At 67.7% G+C, this 17,563-nt stretch carries 17 protein-coding genes; 3 read left to right on the top strand and 14 right to left on the bottom strand.

Annotated features, from left to right (window positions below; translation table 11 throughout):
• Positions 1–106 precede the first annotated feature (106 nt).
• Both VG502_RS15575 and VG502_RS15580 read left to right on the top strand, forming a co-directional pair.
• The gene (locus tag VG502_RS15575; RefSeq protein WP_325550985.1) at positions 107–1,981 is read left to right on the top strand and encodes a 2-oxoacid:acceptor oxidoreductase subunit alpha; all 1,875 of its coding nucleotides are present in this window, start codon (positions 107–109) and stop codon (positions 1,979–1,981) included.
• Positions 1,978–3,063, top strand: a complete 1,086-nt coding sequence (locus VG502_RS15580) for a 2-oxoacid:ferredoxin oxidoreductase subunit beta (protein WP_325550986.1) — start codon at positions 1,978–1,980, stop codon at positions 3,061–3,063. Before VG502_RS15575 ends, VG502_RS15580 begins: the two co-directional genes overlap by 4 nt.
• A gap of 12 nt (positions 3,064–3,075) precedes the next feature.
• Here the strand turns inward: VG502_RS15580 and VG502_RS15585 are convergent, their stop codons facing one another.
• On the bottom strand, positions 3,076–4,002 hold the full coding sequence (locus VG502_RS15585; protein ID WP_325550987.1) for a hypothetical protein: 927 nt from the start codon (positions 4,000–4,002) through the stop codon (positions 3,076–3,078).
• Between the two features lie 96 nt (positions 4,003–4,098).
• Here VG502_RS15585 and rarD point away from each other — a divergent pair, with 96 nt between their 5' ends.
• Positions 4,099–5,067 carry an EamA family transporter RarD gene (gene rarD / locus VG502_RS15590; RefSeq protein ID WP_414655749.1) on the top strand — a complete coding sequence of 323 codons (969 nt, stop codon included), beginning with the start codon at positions 4,099–4,101 and terminating at the stop codon, positions 5,065–5,067.
• Positions 5,068–5,085: 18 nt separating this feature from the next.
• Here rarD and VG502_RS15595 read toward each other — a convergent pair whose 3' ends face one another.
• The 13 genes from VG502_RS15595 to VG502_RS15655 all read right to left on the bottom strand — a co-directional run.
• Positions 5,086–5,628, bottom strand: a complete 543-nt coding sequence (locus VG502_RS15595; protein WP_325550989.1) for an SRPBCC domain-containing protein — start codon at positions 5,626–5,628, stop codon at positions 5,086–5,088.
• A complete protein-coding gene (locus tag VG502_RS15600; protein ID WP_325550990.1) occupies positions 5,625–5,942 on the bottom strand; it encodes an ArsR/SmtB family transcription factor in 318 nt (105 codons plus the stop codon). Before VG502_RS15600 ends, VG502_RS15595 begins: the two co-directional genes overlap by 4 nt.
• A gap of 197 nt (positions 5,943–6,139) precedes the next feature.
• The gene (locus VG502_RS15605; protein WP_325550991.1) at positions 6,140–7,447 is read right to left on the bottom strand and encodes a D-arabinono-1,4-lactone oxidase; all 1,308 of its coding nucleotides are present in this window, start codon (positions 7,445–7,447) and stop codon (positions 6,140–6,142) included.
• Positions 7,440–8,618, bottom strand: coding sequence for an alanine racemase (locus VG502_RS15610; protein ID WP_325550992.1), 1,179 nt, complete (start codon positions 8,616–8,618; stop codon positions 7,440–7,442). Before VG502_RS15610 ends, VG502_RS15605 begins: the two co-directional genes overlap by 8 nt.
• Entirely contained in the window at positions 8,615–9,217 is a 603-nt protein-coding gene (locus VG502_RS15615; RefSeq protein WP_325550993.1) for a TetR/AcrR family transcriptional regulator, read from the bottom strand. The genes VG502_RS15610 and VG502_RS15615 overlap by 4 nt, the downstream gene beginning before the upstream one ends.
• A gap of 92 nt (positions 9,218–9,309) precedes the next feature.
• Positions 9,310–10,305 carry a polyprenyl synthetase family protein gene (locus tag VG502_RS15620; RefSeq protein ID WP_325550994.1) on the bottom strand — a complete coding sequence of 332 codons (996 nt, stop codon included), beginning with the start codon at positions 10,303–10,305 and terminating at the stop codon, positions 9,310–9,312.
• Positions 10,302–11,846 carry an NADH-quinone oxidoreductase subunit NuoN gene (nuoN, locus tag VG502_RS15625; RefSeq protein WP_473964772.1) on the bottom strand — a complete coding sequence of 515 codons (1,545 nt, stop codon included), beginning with the start codon at positions 11,844–11,846 and terminating at the stop codon, positions 10,302–10,304. The genes VG502_RS15620 and nuoN overlap by 4 nt, the downstream gene beginning before the upstream one ends.
• Positions 11,843–13,510 (bottom strand): NADH-quinone oxidoreductase subunit M, encoded by a 1,668-nt coding sequence (locus VG502_RS15630; RefSeq protein WP_325550995.1) that lies wholly within the window; start codon positions 13,508–13,510, stop codon positions 11,843–11,845. Before VG502_RS15630 ends, nuoN begins: the two co-directional genes overlap by 4 nt.
• Positions 13,510–15,405: an NADH-quinone oxidoreductase subunit L gene (gene nuoL, locus VG502_RS15635; RefSeq protein ID WP_325551004.1), complete on the bottom strand. Its 1,896-nt coding sequence runs from the start codon at positions 15,403–15,405 to the stop codon at positions 13,510–13,512. The genes VG502_RS15630 and nuoL overlap by 1 nt, the downstream gene beginning before the upstream one ends.
• 20 nt (positions 15,406–15,425) lie before the next feature.
• Entirely contained in the window at positions 15,426–15,725 is a 300-nt protein-coding gene (gene nuoK / locus VG502_RS15640) for an NADH-quinone oxidoreductase subunit NuoK (protein ID WP_325550996.1), read from the bottom strand.
• Positions 15,722–16,513, bottom strand: coding sequence for an NADH-quinone oxidoreductase subunit J (locus VG502_RS15645; RefSeq protein ID WP_325550997.1), 792 nt, complete (start codon positions 16,511–16,513; stop codon positions 15,722–15,724). Before VG502_RS15645 ends, nuoK begins: the two co-directional genes overlap by 4 nt.
• Positions 16,510–17,121: an NADH-quinone oxidoreductase subunit NuoI gene (gene nuoI / locus VG502_RS15650; RefSeq protein WP_325550998.1), complete on the bottom strand. Its 612-nt coding sequence runs from the start codon at positions 17,119–17,121 to the stop codon at positions 16,510–16,512. The genes VG502_RS15645 and nuoI overlap by 4 nt, the downstream gene beginning before the upstream one ends.
• Positions 17,114–17,563: NADH-quinone oxidoreductase subunit H (locus VG502_RS15655; protein WP_325550999.1), on the bottom strand; the 450-nt coding region annotated here is incomplete at its 5' end. The genes VG502_RS15655 and nuoI, both read right to left, overlap by 8 nt.

Genomic DNA, 17,563 nt, shown 5'->3' on the forward strand with positions numbered 1-17,563 from the left:
TCCAGCAGGCTCGAACTATAAGTCCGAGTTATGCAATTCCACCCGGCTGTAATCCGTTGGAGTCGGCCGCGTAGATTTGGGTAGAGAGCCAATAGCGGGAGAATTCGTGAGCAACCTGAAACAGATCAACAGCGTCGTCGTGCGCTTCGCCGGAGACTCCGGCGACGGCATGCAACTGACCGGCGACCGCTTCACCAGCGACTCCGCGGTGTTGGGCAACGACCTGTCGACGTTGCCCAATTTCCCTGCCGAGATCCGCGCACCCCAGGGCACCCTGCCCGGCGTTTCCAGCTTCCAGGTGCACTTCGCCGACCACAGCGTGCTGACACCCGGCGATGCTCCGGACGTGCTCGTCGCGATGAACCCGGCAGCCCTGAAGGCCAACCTCGGCGACCTGCCGCGCGGGTCGACGATCATCGTCAACACCGACGAGTTCACCAAGCGCAACCTGTCCAAGGTCGGCTACACCGGCAACCCGTTGGACGACGACTCGCTCGATGCCTGGCAGGTCCACCCGGTGCCGCTCACGTCGATCACCGTCGAGGCGCTGGCCGACTTCGACCTGGGTCGCAAGGACAAGGAGCGCGCGAAGAACATGTTCGCGCTCGGACTCCTCTCCTGGATGTACACCCGCACCCTCGACGGGACCCGTGCATTCCTGGCCACCAAGTTCGCCGACCAGCCCGACATCCTGGAGGCCAACCTCGCCGCGCTGCGCGCCGGTCACGCGTATGGCGAAACCACCGAAGCCTTCTCGGTGCAATACGCGGTCGCTCCAGCGCCGATGGAGCCCGGCACCTACCGCAACATCACCGGGAACGTCGCCACGGCATACGGACTGACCACTGCGGCGCACCGCGCGAAGCTGCCGCTCGTGCTCGGCAGCTACCCGATCACACCGGCTTCGGATCTGCTGCACAACCTGTCGCGCCTGAAGCACTTCGGCGTCACGACCATCCAGGCCGAGGACGAGATCGCAGCCATCGGCGCTGCACTCGGGGCCTCGTTCGGCGGGTCGATCGGTGTGACGACCACCAGTGGTCCGGGTCTGGCCCTGAAGTCCGAAACCATCGGTCTGGCAGTCTCTTTGGAGCTCCCGCTGATCATCGTCGATGTGCAGCGCGGCGGCCCGTCGACCGGCCTGCCCACCAAGACCGAGCAAGCCGACCTGTTGCAGGCGATGTTCGGCCGCAACGGCGAGTCGCCGGTCGCCGTGATCGCTGCCAACTCACCCTCCGACTGTTTCGACGCGGCCATCGAGGCCGTGCAGATCGCGACCACCTACCGCACCCCGGTCATCCTGCTGAGCGACGGCTACCTCGCCAACGGCTCCCAGCCGTGGCGCCTGCCGGCCGGCATCGACGAGTTGCCCACTGTCGACGTCGAATTCGCGACCGAGCCCAACGCCACCGATGCCAAGGGCAAGCCGGTCTTCCACCCCTACCTGCGCGACGCCGACACTCTCGCGCGTCCCTGGGCGGTGCCGGGCACCGCGGGCCTGGAGCACCGCGTCGGCGGCATCGAGAAGGCCGACGGCACCGGCAACATCAGCTACGACCCGGCCAACCACGACCACATGGTCCGCACCCGGCAGGCCAAGATCGACGGCATCGCGGTCCCTGACATCGAGGTTGACGATCCGAGCGGTGACGCGAAACTCCTTGTCCTCGGCTGGGGTTCGACATACGGGCCGATCGCTGCGGGTGCCCGCCTGGCTCGTGCCACCGGAGCCAAGGTCGCCCGAGCGCACCTGCGCCACCTCGCGCCGCTACCGGCCAACCTCGGCGAGGTGCTGCGCTCCTACGAGCGCGTCGTGCTGCCCGAGATGAACCTCGGCCAGCTCGCGCTGCTGTTGCGCGGCAAGTACCTCGTCGACATACAGAGCCACACCGCGGTGCGCGGGTTGCCCTTCACGGCAGCGGAGATCGCAGCGGTGATCGGCGACCACCTCGACACTTTGGGCGAAGGGAGCCACGCATGAGCACCATCGATCTCGGTATGCCGGGTGCCTCGGGCATCGCCGGCGTCCCGCTGCTGGCCGACGGCGAGAAGCAGACCAAGCGGGACTTCACCTCCGACCAGGAGGTCCGCTGGTGCCCCGGCTGCGGCGACTACATCATCCTCAACGCAGTGCAGAGCTTCCTGCCGGAGCTCGGATTGCGCAGGGAGAACATCGTTTTCGTCTCCGGCATCGGCTGCTCGAGCCGCTTCCCCTACTACCTCGACACCTACGGCATGCACTCGATCCACGGGCGCGCGCCGGCGATCGCCACCGGGCTCGCAACCAGCCGGCCGGACCTGTCGGTCTGGGTCGTCACCGGCGACGGCGACGCATTGTCGATCGGCGGCAACCACCTGATCCACGCACTGCGCCGCAACGTCAACCTCAAGATCCTGCTCTTCAACAACAAGATCTACGGGCTCACCAAGGGCCAGTACTCCCCCACCTCCGATGTCGGCGCGGTGACGAAGTCGACGCCGGTCGGCTCGGTCGACCAGCCGTTCAACCCGGTGTCACTCGCGCTGGGAGCGGAAGCGACTTTCGTTGCGCGCACAATGGATTCGGACCGCGCGCACCTCACCGAGGTCCTGCGTGCGGCGGCCCAGCACCGCGGCACCGCGCTCGTCGAGATCTACCAGAACTGCCCGATCTTCAACGACGGTGCGTTCGACATCCTCAAGGACGCCGACGAGGGCGAGGGCCGGATGCTGCGCCTGATCGACGGTGAGCCGGTGCGTGCGGGCGAGGGCGACGCCACCCGGGTCGTCATACGCGACAGCCACGGACGGCTCACCCTGGTGCCGGAGTCGGAGGCCGATCCGGCGCGGGTCGTCACCCATGATGTGGCAGATGAGGACCCGTCCACGGCGTTCGCCCTCTCCCGGCTCGATGGTGCCGACATGGCGAACGTGCCGATGGGCATCTTCCGCAGCGTGCAGCGCCCCACGTATGACGACGGCGTGCGCGCCCAGGTCGCGGCGGCGTCGCCGGCCGGACCGGCGGGTGACGACGAGCTGCTGGAGCTGTTGCGCGGCAAGGACACCTGGAACGTCGCGGGCTGAGACCGACGGTTCTCAGTCGGTGGCGCCGGCGGCAGCCACGCGTTCCTGGTCCTCGGGTGTCGGGAACGCATACCAGCGCACCGCGAGCTCCCGCGTCTGCCGGGTCGGCACGCCGTGCAGCTGGGCGTAGCGCATCACCAGGTCCAGGTATTCGTGGTCGAACCTGATCAGCTCACGTTCGGTCAGCAGCATCCGGGACCGGCTGCCCTTCGTCCAGTCGGCCAGGACCGCGTGCTGCGCCGCCGCCCACTCGAAGAGCTCCAGCTCCTGGTGCAGCTTGCTGTCGTAGAACGCCTCGATCGTCTCCCGGTCCGCCGGGTCCAGGGAGTCCGAGGCGGGACGTTGCAGCGAGATCGGCACCGCGATCCACCGGCCGCCGCGCCCACGCCGGACATGCCGCGAGCGCCGCAAACCGCGCAGCGTCTCGTCGACCACGGATGACTCCAGTCCGGTCACCTCCTGGATGCGGTCCGCCGTTGCGGGGCCCTGGTCGAGCACGTCCAGGACCTGCGACGTGCTGGGCCGGCGCTGCAGCTCCACGTCCTGCGCGGTGAGGGTATGGCGCGCCATACCGCCGGAGAGCAGTTGGCGGCCGGAGACGAAAAGCACCACGGCGAGCGGGATCTCGATGACGACGGCCGAGGCGACGCTGACCCAGGCATCGTCCGATCCCCAGTCGAGCACGATGTCGAACCACGCATCGGCGACCAGCAGTGCGGCGGTCGCGGTCATCACCGACGTCGCCATCGGGTGCCGCCGTTGACCGAGCCACAGCGCTGCCGCGAGCAGGAGCAGCAGGCCGATGTCGAAGCCCACCCAGGCGACGCGCCAGCCGTCGGCCCGATAACTGGTAGGCAACGTGTGCCCGAGGTAGGTCGTCCACGGCAGGAGCACTGCCGCGCAGACTGCGAGGAGAACCAGCAGAAGGCGACGGGTCATGGGACAACGGTATGCCGCCGACGTTCCAGCCGGGCTTCATGGTTGTGAAGGAGATTTCGCTGGTGCTTCATAGTGCTGGTGCGCGACAGTGGAACAATGACAGCCGTGCGTTCCACGTCGACGAAGACACCCACCCGGGAGGCTTCGACGACGGACGGCAACGGCGCGGCATACGGGTTCGCGGCATACCTGATCTGGGGCGCCTTCCCGCTCTACTTCAACGCACTCAAGCCGGCCGGCGCCTGGGAAGTCCTGTCGCACCGCATCGTGTGGACCCTGGTCGTCTGCCTTGCGGCTCTCGCGGTCACGCGCAACCTGGGCTTCCTGCGCCGCCTGGCCGGCAACCCGCGGCAACTCGTGGCGACCTCCCTGGCCGGGCTCTTCATCGCGGTCAACTGGACGGTCTACATCCAGGCCGTCATCACCGGCCACACCGTCGAGGCGGCCTTGGGCTACTTCCTGAACCCGCTGGTGACCGTCGGCCTCGGCGTGGTCGTGCTGCGGGAACGGCTGCGCCTGCTGCAATGGGTCGCCGTCGGCGTCGGTGCGCTCGCCTGCGTCTACCTGGCGATCGACTACGGCAGGCCGCCGTGGATCTCGGTCGTCCTCGCGCTCTCCTTCGCCAGCTACGGGTTCATGAAGAAGCGGATCGGCGGCTCGCTCACCGCCATCGAGAGCCTGACCGCCGAGAGCGCCGTGCTCACGCCGATCGCCATCGGTGTCCTGATCATCGTCGGTATGACGGGCAACGCCACCTTCAGCGGACACGGCACCGGCCACTCGCTGCTGCTGCTGTGCGCCGGCATCGTGACCGCCGTACCGCTGCTGCTCTTCGCCGCAGCCGCGAGCAGGGTGCCGTTGGTGACGATCGGAATGCTGCAGTTCATCACCCCGATCCTGCAGTTGCTGTGCGGTGTGCTGCTACTCGACGAGCACATGCCGATCGCACGCTGGATCGGCTTCGGCATCGTCTGGATCGCGTTGATCCTGTTGACGATCGATTCGCTCACGACGACGACGCGAGCACGCCGGCTGGCACGGGCCGCCGAGAACTGCGCGATCTGAACCGCGCGCCCGAACAGCTCAGACGCCGGCCTTCTCGTAGACCGGGATGAGCTCGTTGAAACGCGTGTCGAACGCCGCAGCCGGACGCTGCGGGGACCAGCCACCGGGGTGAGCCGTCTTCCCGCTGCCGAGGGTCGTCGCCAGATCCTCCAGGTGTGCCTGCCAGCCGGCGCAGTAGAAGTGCAACTTGTCGGCAGGCAGCCCGCGCTCCTCGACCACCAATCGCGTCCTGCCGCCTTCGGCGGTCAGCCAGACCTCGGTCTCGCTGTCGCCGTCGAGATCCTCCCGCTGGTCCGGCGATTCGGGCACCGAGGCGATCAGCAGGTGATTCGGCGGCTCGCACTGCACGATCCGTGACGCCCCGGAGGCCGTGCTGGTGAACGTGGTGTGCACGATGCCGCCTTCGCGCAGGTCACCCTCAACCTGCGCGATCCAGCGCGCCAGTCGCTCCGGGTTCGTGCACGCCTCCCACAGATCGTCGATGCCGGTGTCGTAGACATCCTCGACGCGGACCGCGCCGCGCGCGTGGTCGAGCTTTCGTGTCGTGGCAATGGTTCTCACTTCCGGGCCTTCTTCCCTCGGGCGATTTCGGTGTGCAGCGCATCGAGGCGGTTCTGCCACAGGGCTCGGTAGTCCTCCAGCCAATCATCAACCGGCACAAGCGCTTCCGGACGCAGCGCGTAGATCCGACGTTGTGACTCCTGGCGCACGTCGACCAGACCGGCCTCCCGCAGCACCCGAAGGTGACGCGACACTCCCGGCCGGGCGATCGGCAACGCGTCAGCCAGCTCGCCGGCCGTCGCCTCGTGATCGCGCAGGATCGCCAACACGGTGCGCCGGCTCGGATCGGCCAGCGCCTGCAGAACTGCGTCCATGCAGATGAATGTATCCTTCTTGTTACGTACCCGCAAGGTTACATACCAAGAAGGCTTCGCCATACCCTTTGCCGAGAGGACACCCGATCACCCAAGGGACACGCAAAATGGCCGATCCGGGGGCCATATTGCGTGTCCGCTCGGCGCGAAGGTGTCCTCTCGGCAAGAAGGGTGGGTGGGGAGGGATGCCGCAGTCGCTACCCGAGGACGTGGTCCAGGTAGGGGTTGCTGAAGACGCGCTGCGGGTCGAGGCGGTCGCGCAGTGCGACGAAATCATCGAACTTCGGGTAACGAGAACGTAATTCAGCCGCGCCGAGGTCGTGCATCTTGCCCCAGTGGGGTCGTGCGCCGAGGCCGTCGACCCGCTCGAGCATCGACCAGAAGGCTTCGAAATAGCGGCGGTGGTCCCGCCCGGCATACTGATGTATGGCGATGTAGCCCGACTCCCGTCCATGGGCCGTCGACATCCACAGGTCGTCCGGCGCGGCGAAACGCACCTCGACCGGGAAGGTCACGACCTCCACCTTGCGCGCCAGCCAGGACCGCAGCTCGCGCAGCACCTCCGGCACTGCGTCCCTCGGTATGGCGACCTCGGACTCCCGGAACACGACCTCACGCTCGGATGCGAAGACGCGGTAGGACCAGTCGGTGAACTCACGACGGGACAGCGCCCTGGCCGACACCTGGTTCACGGCCGGGATGATCCCCGGCGCACGGGTCGTCGCCTTGTTGAGGACGCCGAAAAGCTTGTTGGACAACAGGTTGTCATCGAGGCGACTCCGCCAGGCGGGCAGCGGTGCGCGCGCCGACTCGTCGACGAGCCGCGTATTGGTCTTGGTGAGCACCCGATCGGTGTGCGGGAACCAGTAGAACTCGAAATGGTCTGCGCTGTCGACGCGTTCGGACAGCCCGTCGAGTGTCTCGTCGAGCGAGGCCGGTGCCTCCACGGCGTGCAACAGGAACTTCGGCACGCACTGGATCTCCAGCGCGGTCACGATGCCCAGTGCGCCGAGACTCAGCGCCACGGCGGGAAGCAACTCCGCGTTCTCCGACTCGGTGACGGTGAGCAGCGAACCGTCCGCCTGCACCAGTTCGATGCCGGTGAGCTGCCCGGCCAGACCGGTGAAACGCGCCCCGGTGCCATGGGTTCCGGTCGACACCGCGCCCGCGATCGTCTGCCGGTCGATGTCACCGAGGTTGGTCATCGCCAGCCCGCGGCGCTGCAACTCCGGGCCGAGCACGTGCAGCGGCGTCCCCGCGTGCACCCATACGCGGCAGGTCGCCTCGTCGACCGAACGGATCCCGGACAGCCGATCCATCCGGACCAGCACGTCGGTCGGCTCCGCGATCCCGGTGAACGAGTGCCCGGCACCGACCGCCTTCACCCGGCGGCCGGCCAGCATCGACTCCTCGCACAGCAGCTGCAGGTGCGGCAGGTCCCGCACCAGGACCGTCTCCTCCGGCCGGCTGGTGACCGTGCCGGCCCAGTTGCTCCACTCAGCCAAAGTTCTGCCCTTCTCCGCGATAGGTCGGCATCCGATCGACGATCGCACCGTCACGCACCAGCACGATCTCGTTGAAGCGTTCACACATCTCGCCGGCCTTGGCATGGCGGAACCACACCAGATCGCCGAGCTCCAAACCACGAGCGCCCTTGCCCCGCAACGGAGTCTGCACCTCTCCTGCGCCCTCGGTCCTGATCAGTGACAGCCCCTTGGGGTGCACCGGCCGAGGCGCCCGCGAAGGGCCCGCGACGCCCGAAGCGGCATACCCGCCGCTGAACGCGACGGCCACGTCGCGACGAGGCTTGCGCACCACCGGGGTGGCGTAGAAGGCGGCAGGCCGCAGGTCCGTGTCGTCATACCCGTCGAACAGGGTGGGCGTGAAAAGGCCTGACCCCGCTGCGAGTTCGGTGACCGAGCTGTCCCAGTCGGCGTGCAAGCTGCCGGTGCCACCGGCGTTGACCAGCTCCAGCTCGACGTGCTGCTCCACGGCGGCTCGCACCTCCTGGCGCCGGACCCGCAGGTCGTCGGCGGACTTCCGCTTCACCAGTCGTATGGCGGCGCCGGTGTCCTGCATGCCGGCGATCTGTGCGTCATAGAACATCAGACCGACGAGCCGCAGCGAAGCGAAACCTGCTGCGGTACGGGCGAATTCGCCCGCCTCAACGGCGGTGTGCACGCTGGAGCGGTGCACACCGAGATGCACCGGCCCGAGATCGAGGGAACTGTCGACGTCGAGACAGACCCGCACCCGCGACCCCCGCGCCGCCCGGTCCAGCAACTGCAGGTGCTCGGGCAGGTCGGCCATGAAGGTGACCCGCTCGCGCAACGCCGGGTCGGCAGCGACGGCGGAGACGGTCGCGATGTCGACCGTCGGATAGGCCACCAGCACATCGTCGACACCGTGCTCGGCGAGCCAACGTCCCTCGGCCGCCGAATAGGCGAGCACACCGTGGTAGCCCGGCTCCGCAAGTACCTTCTCGATGAGCCCGCGCACGCGAATCGACTTGGAGGCCAGGCGAATCGGCAGCTCGCCCGCGCGCGAGCGCATCTCCGCCACGTTGTGATCGCAGGCCGCCAGATCGAGCACGGCCACCGGCGCACCGACACCCTGCACCGCATCCCACAGCTCGGCACCACGGTCGCGCCGACGCTGCGGTAGGCCCAGTCTCATGCCGATGCGCTCCCCTGGTCGAAGGCGGCCGCGAGCAGTCGGGCGAAGGTCTCCAGCACGACCTGCGCCTGCGCGTCATCGCTGGTGACGATCCAGGCGAGGCTGACGCCATCGGTCACGGCGATGATCAGCCGGGCGAGCACGTCCGGCTCCACGGGCAGCTCACGCCCGAGGTCCTCGGCGTATGCGCGCAGCGCGCCCAGCACCACGCCATACGCACGATCGAGCAGTTTGCGGGCGATCTGCCTGCTGTCCTCGTCGCCCCGCGAGAGGTGCGCGAGCAGTTCGTAGATCAGCAGCTGGCGGCGGCGGTCACTGCCGATCTGCTCCCAGTAGGCACGGAACGCGGTGACGAGCGCCTCGTCCGTCGGCAGGGTCTCGAGCAGCGCGACGTCGATGGTCGGCTGCTCGATGCTGTCGGCGACGGCCGAGATCAGCGCCGCCTTGGAGCCGAAGCAGTAGTGCACGGTGCCGAGCGGCACCCCGGCCTCCTGGGCGATGCGACGCACGGTGGCCGCGTCGAGTCCTTCCGCGACCGCAACGCGCACCGTGGCGTCGATCAACTCGACGCGACGGTCTTTGGCAGACAGGCGTGACATGGGACAAGTCTAGCCAGCAACTTGGACAAGCGTCCATGAACGCCGGGTCTCGATACGGGCTCGTACCTCGCCCTACTCCACCCGCAAGGTTGTCACACGGTCCGCGAGGCGACCTGTCCGGGCAGGGCCCGCAACACGGTGAGCGCGTCGCTCTCGCCGAATGACTCGAGCAGCGCGACGGCCCGCTCCGCGACGGAGGCGGTATGGCGCCGAGCCTGATCCAGCGCCGGGTGCGACCGCATCAGCTGCAACGCCTCCGCATGCTCGGCATCGTCGACGAGCGGGTGCGACAGGAGATCCTGCAGGCGGGCGTCAGCCGGATCGGTCGACGCGCGCGCATAGAGCACCGGCAAGGTCGTGACACCCTCACGCAGGTCCGTGCCGGGCGTCTTGCCCGACTCGTCGGACACGATGTCGAGCACGTCGTCGGACAGCTGGAACACCATGCCGATGTACTCGCCGTACTGCCGCATCAGCTCGACCGTCTCCGGCGGGCACCCGCCGAACATCGCGCCATAGCGTGCCGCGGTGGCGATCAGCGACCCGGTCTTGTCCGCGAGCACCCCGAGGTAGTGCTCCATCGGGTCCGCGTCGGCCGGCGCCTGCCGGTCGTCGCGGATCTGCCCGGCGCACAACCGCACGAACGTCTGCGCCTGGATCCGCGCGGCCTCGCTGCCGAGGCCCGCCACGATCTCCGAGGCACGGCCGAAGAGCAGGTCGCCCACGATGATCGCGGTGATGTTGTCGTAGGTCGCGTTGACGCTGGCCTTGCCGTGTCGTCGCTCGGCGGCGTCCATGACGTCGTCGTGGTAGAGCGAGGCGATGTGGGTCAGCTCGACCCCGACCGCCGCGTCGATCACGGCGTCGTTGACGCCGGTGCCGAGCTCGGAGGACAGCAGGGTCAGCAACGGCCGGAAGCGCTTCCCGCCGCCGAGCAGGTGCTGTGACGCGCCCGCGATGAACTCGTCCTCGTGCTGGACCACCGCGGCCAGCCGCGACTCGACCGCGAGCAACCCGTCGGTCAGCCGCTCGGTCAGCGCATCGCTGGCCGAGGGCATCAGCGTCTGCGCCCGGGACTGTCCGCTCATCGGATGAACAAGGACGAGTGCTGCGCGAGGTTCAGCAGCGGCGCCGGCGCCACACCGAGGACCAGGGTGGCGAGCGCACCGACGGTGACCGCGACACCGGTCAGCGGCGACGGGATCAGCACGTGCGTGTCACCGGTCGGGTCGGAGAAGTACATCAGCACGATGATCCGGATGTAGACGAACGCGGTGACCGCGCTCATCAGCATCGCGATGATCACCAGCCAGGTCGCACCGTGCCCGACCGCGCCGGAGAACAACGCGAACTTCGCGGTGAAACCGGACGTCAGCGGGATGCCGGCGAAACCGAGCAGCAGGAACGAGAACGTCGCCGCGAGCACCGGGCTGGTCTTGCCCAGGCCGGCCCACTGCGACAGGTGCGTCGCCTCGGAACCGGCCGAGCGCACCATCGGCACCATGCCGAACGCCGCCAGCGTGGTGAAGCTGTAGGCCACCAGGTAGAACATCGTCCCGGACAGACCGGTCTTGTTCAGTGCCACGACTCCGACCAGCAGGAAGCCGGCGTGGGAGATCGAACTGTAGGCGAGCAGTCGCTTCATGTCGGTCTGCGTCACGGCGAACACCGCGCCGACCACCATCGTCAGCACCGCGACGATCGCCACGACCGGCTGCCAGTTCCAGCGCAGGCCCTCCAGCGCGACATAGAACAGCCGCAGCATCGCGCCGAAGCCGGCGACCTTGACGGTGGTGGCCATGAAACCGCTGACCGGGCTCGGAGCGCCCTGGTAGACATCCGGCGTCCAGGCGTGGAACGGCACGGCGCCGACCTTGAACAGCAGGCCGACCGCAACGAGCAGGACGCCCGGGATGAGGATGTCGTCCCGGCCGCTGACCGTGCCGAGTGCATCGGCGATCTCGCCGAACTTGATCGATCCGGTGGCGCCATACACCAGCGCCGAACCGAAGAGGAAGAACGCCGAGGAGAACGCGCCGAGCAGGAAGTACTTCAGCGAGGCCTCCTGCGACAGCAGCCGCCGGCGCCGGGCCAGGCCGGTCAGGATGTAGAGCGGCAGCGACAGCACCTCGAGCGCGATGAACATGACCAGCAGGTCACCGGCTGCGACGAAGAGCATCATGCCGCCGACCGAGAAGAGCACCAGCGGGAAGACCTCGGTCGTCGTGGCTCCGAGCCGAACGGCGTTGGTCTCCATCGGTGATCCGGGCACCGAGGCACCGGACTGGGTGAAGGCGTCGGCCGCCTTGGTGTCGAACCGCTCGGCCATCATCATGACCGCGAGGAACGACAGCACCAGGATGGTGCCCTGCAGCATCAGTGCGGGACCGTCGATGACGACCGCGTCGGCCGCGGTGGCGCCCTTGTGGTCGCGCGAGATCAGCACCAGCGTCAGGAAGCCGGCCACGAGCCCGATGGCGGTGACGCCGAGTTGTGCCCAGTAGCGCTGGGCGCGGGGCACGAAGGCCTCGACGAGGACACCCACCATGGCCGCGCCGAAGATGACGAGCATCGGCACGACAGCGGCATACGAGATGTGTGCCTGGGTGAAGGTGGCGGGCGTGGTCACTTGCTGCTCCCGTCTGTGGTGACGCCGGCATGCGGCGCCGGGTCGTGAACGTTGACGTGCTGCAGCGTCGAGGTGACCGCCGGCCGCAGCAGATCGAGCGCGGGCTTCGGGAAGAACCCGAGCACGAGCATCAGCGCGATCAGCACACCCGCGACGACCCGCTCCCGCAGGTTCAGATCGCGTATGGCGGAGCCGCGCACCTTGGCCTCGGCCGGAATGTCCGCGATGTCGGTCTCGGGCTCGTCGAACAGCGTGTCGGTGACACCGGTCGACGGACGGATGCCGTTGTCGCCCAGTGCGAGCGTGCCGTCGGCGGCCGCGACCAACTGCTGCTTCGGCCCGGTGAAGATGTTCTTGTACATCAGCAGGATGTAGAGGGCCGCGAGCACCACCGCGACGACCGAGATGCCTGCCGCCACCGGGTAGCGCTCGAACGTGCCGACCAGGACCAGGAACTCCGAGATGAAGGAGTTGAGGCCGGGCAGCGAGAGCGCGGACAGGCCGGCCGTCAGCGTGACACCGGCGAGCACCGGGGTGGTGCGCTGCCAGCCGCCGTAGTCGGTGATGTTCTTGCTCTTGCCCCGCATGATCAGGAACCCGGCGAAGAGGAACAACGCGGCCGTCGTGATGCCGTGGTTGATCATGTAGAGCTGCGAGCCGACCATCGAGGTCTGGGTGACCGCGAAGATGCCGAGCACGATCAGGCCGAAGTGACTGACCGACGTGTAGGCGATCAGCCGCATCATGTCGTTCTGGCCGACGGCCGCGATCGCGCCGTAGATGATCGAGATGACGGCCAGGATGATGACGACCGGGGTCGCCCACTTGCTGGCGTCCGGGAAGAGCTGCAGGCAGAAGCGGATCATCCCGAAGGTGCCGACCTTGTCGAGCACACCGACGAGCAGCACCGCGACGGCCGGCTTGGCCTCGGTCGCGGCATCGGGCAGCCAGGTGTGCACCGGCCACATCGGCGCCTTGATCGCGAAGGCGAGGAAGAAGCCGACGAACAGCAGACGCTCGGTGCCCTGCGACAGGTGCAGGCCGGTCAGCGTGCTGACCAGGAAGCCGTGGTCGCCACCGGGGCCCTGCTGGTAGAGCGCGATGACCGCGACCAGCATGATGAGCCCGCCGAACAGCGAGAACAGCAGGAACTTCACCGCGGCGTACTGGCGGCGCGGGCCGCCGAACATGCCGATCAGGAAGTAGACCGGGATCAGCATCGCCTCGAAGAAGACGTAGAAGAGGAAGACGTCGGTCGCGGCGAAGACCCCGACCATGAACGTCTCCAGCACCAGCAGCAGCGCGAAGTAGCTCTGCTGGCGCCGGCCGCCCTCGGGGATGTCGTTCCACGCGGCGAGCAGCGAGACCGGCACCAGCACGAGGCTCATCAGGATGAGCGTCAGCGCCATACCGTCCACACCCACGGCGTAGGACACACCGAACTGCGGGATCCACGAATGGGTCTCGGCCAGCTGGAACTGCGGCTGGCCGCCGCCGGTCTTGAACTGGGTCGCGGCGACGATGCCGACCACCAGGGTGATCAGCGCGAACGCCAGCGCGACGGGTCGCGCGTTGCGGGACGCGCCCTTGGGCAGCAGCGCGACGACGGCGGCACCGACCAGGGGTATGACGCCGAGTGTCGTCAGCCAGGGGAAGTCAGTCATCACTGCACCACCCACAGGGCGCCGAGGATTGCTACGACGCCCACGAGCATCGTCAGGGAGTAAGTACGCACGAATCCGTTCTGCATCTTCTTGAGTCGAGCGGAGCTGCCGCCGATCCCGGCTGCCGAACCGTTGCCCACGCCGTCGACGACCTTGTTGTCGAAGAAGACGAGTGCGCGGGTCAGGTGCAGACCTGGACGTTGTATGGCGGCCTGGTTGAAGTCGTCCTGACCGAGGTCACGACGGGCGGCCTGGGTCAGCGGCGAACCGACCGGTGGAGTGATCGGCACATCGTCGCGCCAGTACATCTTCCACGCCATGGCGATGCCGATGACCATCAGGACGAAGGTGGCCACCATCAGCGGGCCGGCGCCGAGGACGTGCTCGCTGCCCTCGTGCTTGCCGACGACCGGCTCCAGCCAGTCGGTGATGATGCCGGTCGGGCCGAGGATGAGGCCGAGGAACGCCGAGCCGATCGCGAGCACCATCATCGGGATCGTCATCGTCAGCGGCGACTCGTGCGGGTGGACGTCCTCGGTCCAGCGGCGCTTGCCCATGAACGTCATGAAGAACATCCGCGACATGTAGAACGCGGTGACACCGGCGGCGATCAGCGCGGTCAGCCCGAAGACCCACGGCTTCCAGCCGCTGCCCTCGAAGGCGGCCTCGATGATCTTGTCCTTGGACCAGAAGCCGGACAGGCCCGGGAAGCCGATGATGGCCAGGAAGCCCAGCCCGAAGGTGATCCAGGTGATCTTCATGATCATCCCGAGCCCACCAAAGCGGCGCATGTTGACCTGGTCGTTCATGCCGTGCATGACCGAACCGGCACCGAGGAACATCCCGGCCTTGAAGAAGCCGTGCGTCACCAGGTGGAAGATCGCGAAGGCGTAGCCGACCGGTCCGAGACCCGCCGCCAGCACCATGTAGCCGATCTGCGACATGGTCGACGCGGCGAGTGCCTTCTTCAGGTCGTCCTTGGCGCAACCGATCACCGCTCCGGCGAACAGCGTGATCGCGCCGACGATGCAGACCGCGAGGCGGGCGTTCTCGGAGGCGTTGAAGATCACGTGGCTGCGGACGATCAGGTAGACGCCCGCGGTCACCATGGTTGCCGCGTGGATCAGGGCCGACACGGGTGTCGGGCCGGCCATCGCGTCACCGAGCCAGGACTGCAGCGGGAACTGCGCGGACTTACCGCACGCGGCCACCAGCAGGGCCAGGCCCATCGCGAGCAGGGTGCCCTTGCCGGCGTGCGCGACACCGGCGTTGACACCGGCGAAGTCGAGGCGGCCGAAGGCCCAGAACATCACGAACATCGCGATGAGCATGCCCATGTCACCGATGCGGTTGAGGAAGAACGCCTTGTTCGCCGCGGTCGCGTAGGCGGGGTTCCAGTTCCAGAACCCGATCAGCAGGTATGACGCCAGACCGACGCCCTCCCAACCGACGAACAGCAGCACGTAGGAGTCGGCCAGGACCAGCAGCAGCATGCTGGCGACGAAGAGGTTGAGGTAGGCGAAGAACCGGCGCTTGTCCGGGTCGTGCTCCATGTAGCCGAGCGAGTAGACCAGGATCAGCGACCCGACGAAGGTGATCAGCATGACGAAGGTCAGTGACAGCTGGTCCAGCAGCAGGCCCGCGTCGAGGTTGATCCGGCCGGCCGGCAGCCAGGAGTAGAGGTGCAGGTGCATCGCGCGGTCGTCGGCCGGCTTGCCGCGCAGCTGCAGCAGCACGAGCAGGCCGATGACGAACGAGGCCCAGGACAGCAGCACGGCCAGGTAGGGCCCCGCCTTGTCCAGCTTCTTCCCGCCGAGCAGCAGCAGGGCAGCGCCCAGCGCAGGCAGGCCGATCATCAGCCAGCCGATTGATGCCACACCTGTGGCGTCATGCATGGTCACGAATACTCCCTAACTCACAGCTTCAGCAGGTTGGCGTCGTCGACCGACACGGACCTGCGGGCGCGGAAGATGGCCATGATGATCGCGAGGCCGACCACGACCTCCGCGGCGGCCACCACCATCACGAACAAGGCGATCACCTGACCGTCGAGCGACCCCTGCATGCGGGCGAAGGTCACGAAGGCGAGGTTGGCGGAGTTGAGCATCAACTCGATGCCCATGAAGACGATGATCGCGTTGCGACGCAGCAGCACGACGGCGCTGCCGATCGAGAACAGGATCACCGAGAGGTAGATGTATGACGTGAGGGTCACTGTCGGTCACCGACTTCCTTGCTGCTCATGTCGCCGGCTTCGCCCTCGATCTCCTGGGCGGCCGCGACGTAGGACTCGGCGGACCCGACCTGGCCGCGTGCCTTGAGGACACGCTGCACCGAGGACTCGGCAGGTGTGCCGTCGGGCAGGAGTGCCGGGACGTCGGCCGCGTTGTGCCGGGCGTAGACACCGGGCACCGGCAGGCCGGCGACGAATTCGTTGCGGCGGACGCGGCCCCGCGACCAGTCGGCCTGCGACGCCTTGGGACGCAGCCGCTCGCGGTGTGCCAGCAGCATCGCGCCGATCGCGGCGGTGATCAGCAGGGCCGAGGTGACCTCGAAGGCCCACACGTAGGGCCCGAAGATCAGGTTGGCCAGTCCGCTGACGTTGCCGGTGTCGCTGTTGACCTTGTCCAGGCCCTTGGCGCCGCCGAAGCTGATCTTCGCGACGCTGACCAGCAGGCTGATCATCACGGCGAGGCCCAGCAGCAGGCCGGCCAGCCGCTGTCCCTTGATCGTCTCGACCAGGGAGTCGGAGGAGTCGACACCGACCAGCATGACCACGAAGAGGAAGAGCATCATGACCGCGCCGGAGTAGACGAAGATCTGGATGATCCCGAGGAACTCCGCCTGCTCGGCGATGTAGAACACGCCGAGCATGATCATGGTCAGCGCCATACCCATGGCGGCGTGGACCGCCTTGCGAGCGAACAGCAGCCCCAGCGCACCGATGACCGCGAGCGGAGCGCCGAAGAAGAACAGCGTCGCCTCCGCACCACCGAGTCTCATGCTGTGTGTCCTTCCGAATCGGCCGCGCCGGCGTGCTCGGCCACCCAGTCCTGCTGGGCGGTCGTCGCACCGGTCACCGCGCCCTTGTAGTAGTCCTTCTCCGTCATGCCCTCCACCATCGGGTGCGGGGCGTCCGCCATACCGGGCTGGAGCGGAGCGAGCAACTGGTCCTTGGTGAAGATCAGGTCCGCGCGGTTGTTGTCGGCGAGTTCGTACTCGTTGGTCATCGTGAGCGCACGTGTCGGGCACGCCTCGATGCACAGCCCGCAGAAGATGCAGCGCAGGTAGTTGATCTGGTAGACGCGACCGTAGCGCTCACCCGGGGAGAACCGGCCGGCGCCGCCCTCGCGGTCGTCGTTGTCGGCGCCCTCGACGAGGATCGCGTCGGCGGGGCACGCCCAAGCGCACAGCTCGCAGCCCACGCACTTCTCGAGACCGTCGGGGTGGCGGTTCAGCTGGTGCCGGCCGTGGTAGCGCGGCTGCGTGGGCCGCTTCTCCTCCGGGTACTCCTCGGTCTCGAGCTTGCGGAACATGGTGGCGAAGGTGACGCCGAACCCGCCGACCGGGGCGAACAGGTCGGCGAAGAACCCTGGCTTCTCGTCAGCCACGTGTTGCCTCCTTCTCGGGGACGTCCTCGGCGGACCGCTCGGAGATCCGCAGCGCGGGCTCGCGCAGCCGCTGACCGGGCAGCGGGGGGACCGGGAACCCACCGGCGAACGGGTCCACCTCCTCGGGCGGCGGGGCCGACTTCGCCGCCTCGCGCTCGATCCGGCGGTTCTCCCAGTAGTAGTAGACGAGCAGCACCAGGGCGGCCACGACGGCCACGAAGATGAAGCTGAGCAGGGGGTACTGCCGCCCCGCGATGCTGAACGTTGGCCCGGTGACGTACCCGAGCTGGCTCGCGCGGATGAAGGCGACGACGACCACCCAGGCCAGCGTGACCGGGATGAGGAACCGCCACCCGAACCGCATGAACTGGTCGTAGCGGACCCGTGGCAGGGCGCCACGCAGCCAGACGAAGAAGAACATGAAGGACCACAGCTTGACGAC

The organism is Flexivirga sp. (assembly GCF_035551235.1).
Lineage (GTDB): Bacteria > Actinomycetota > Actinomycetes > Actinomycetales > Dermatophilaceae > Flexivirga.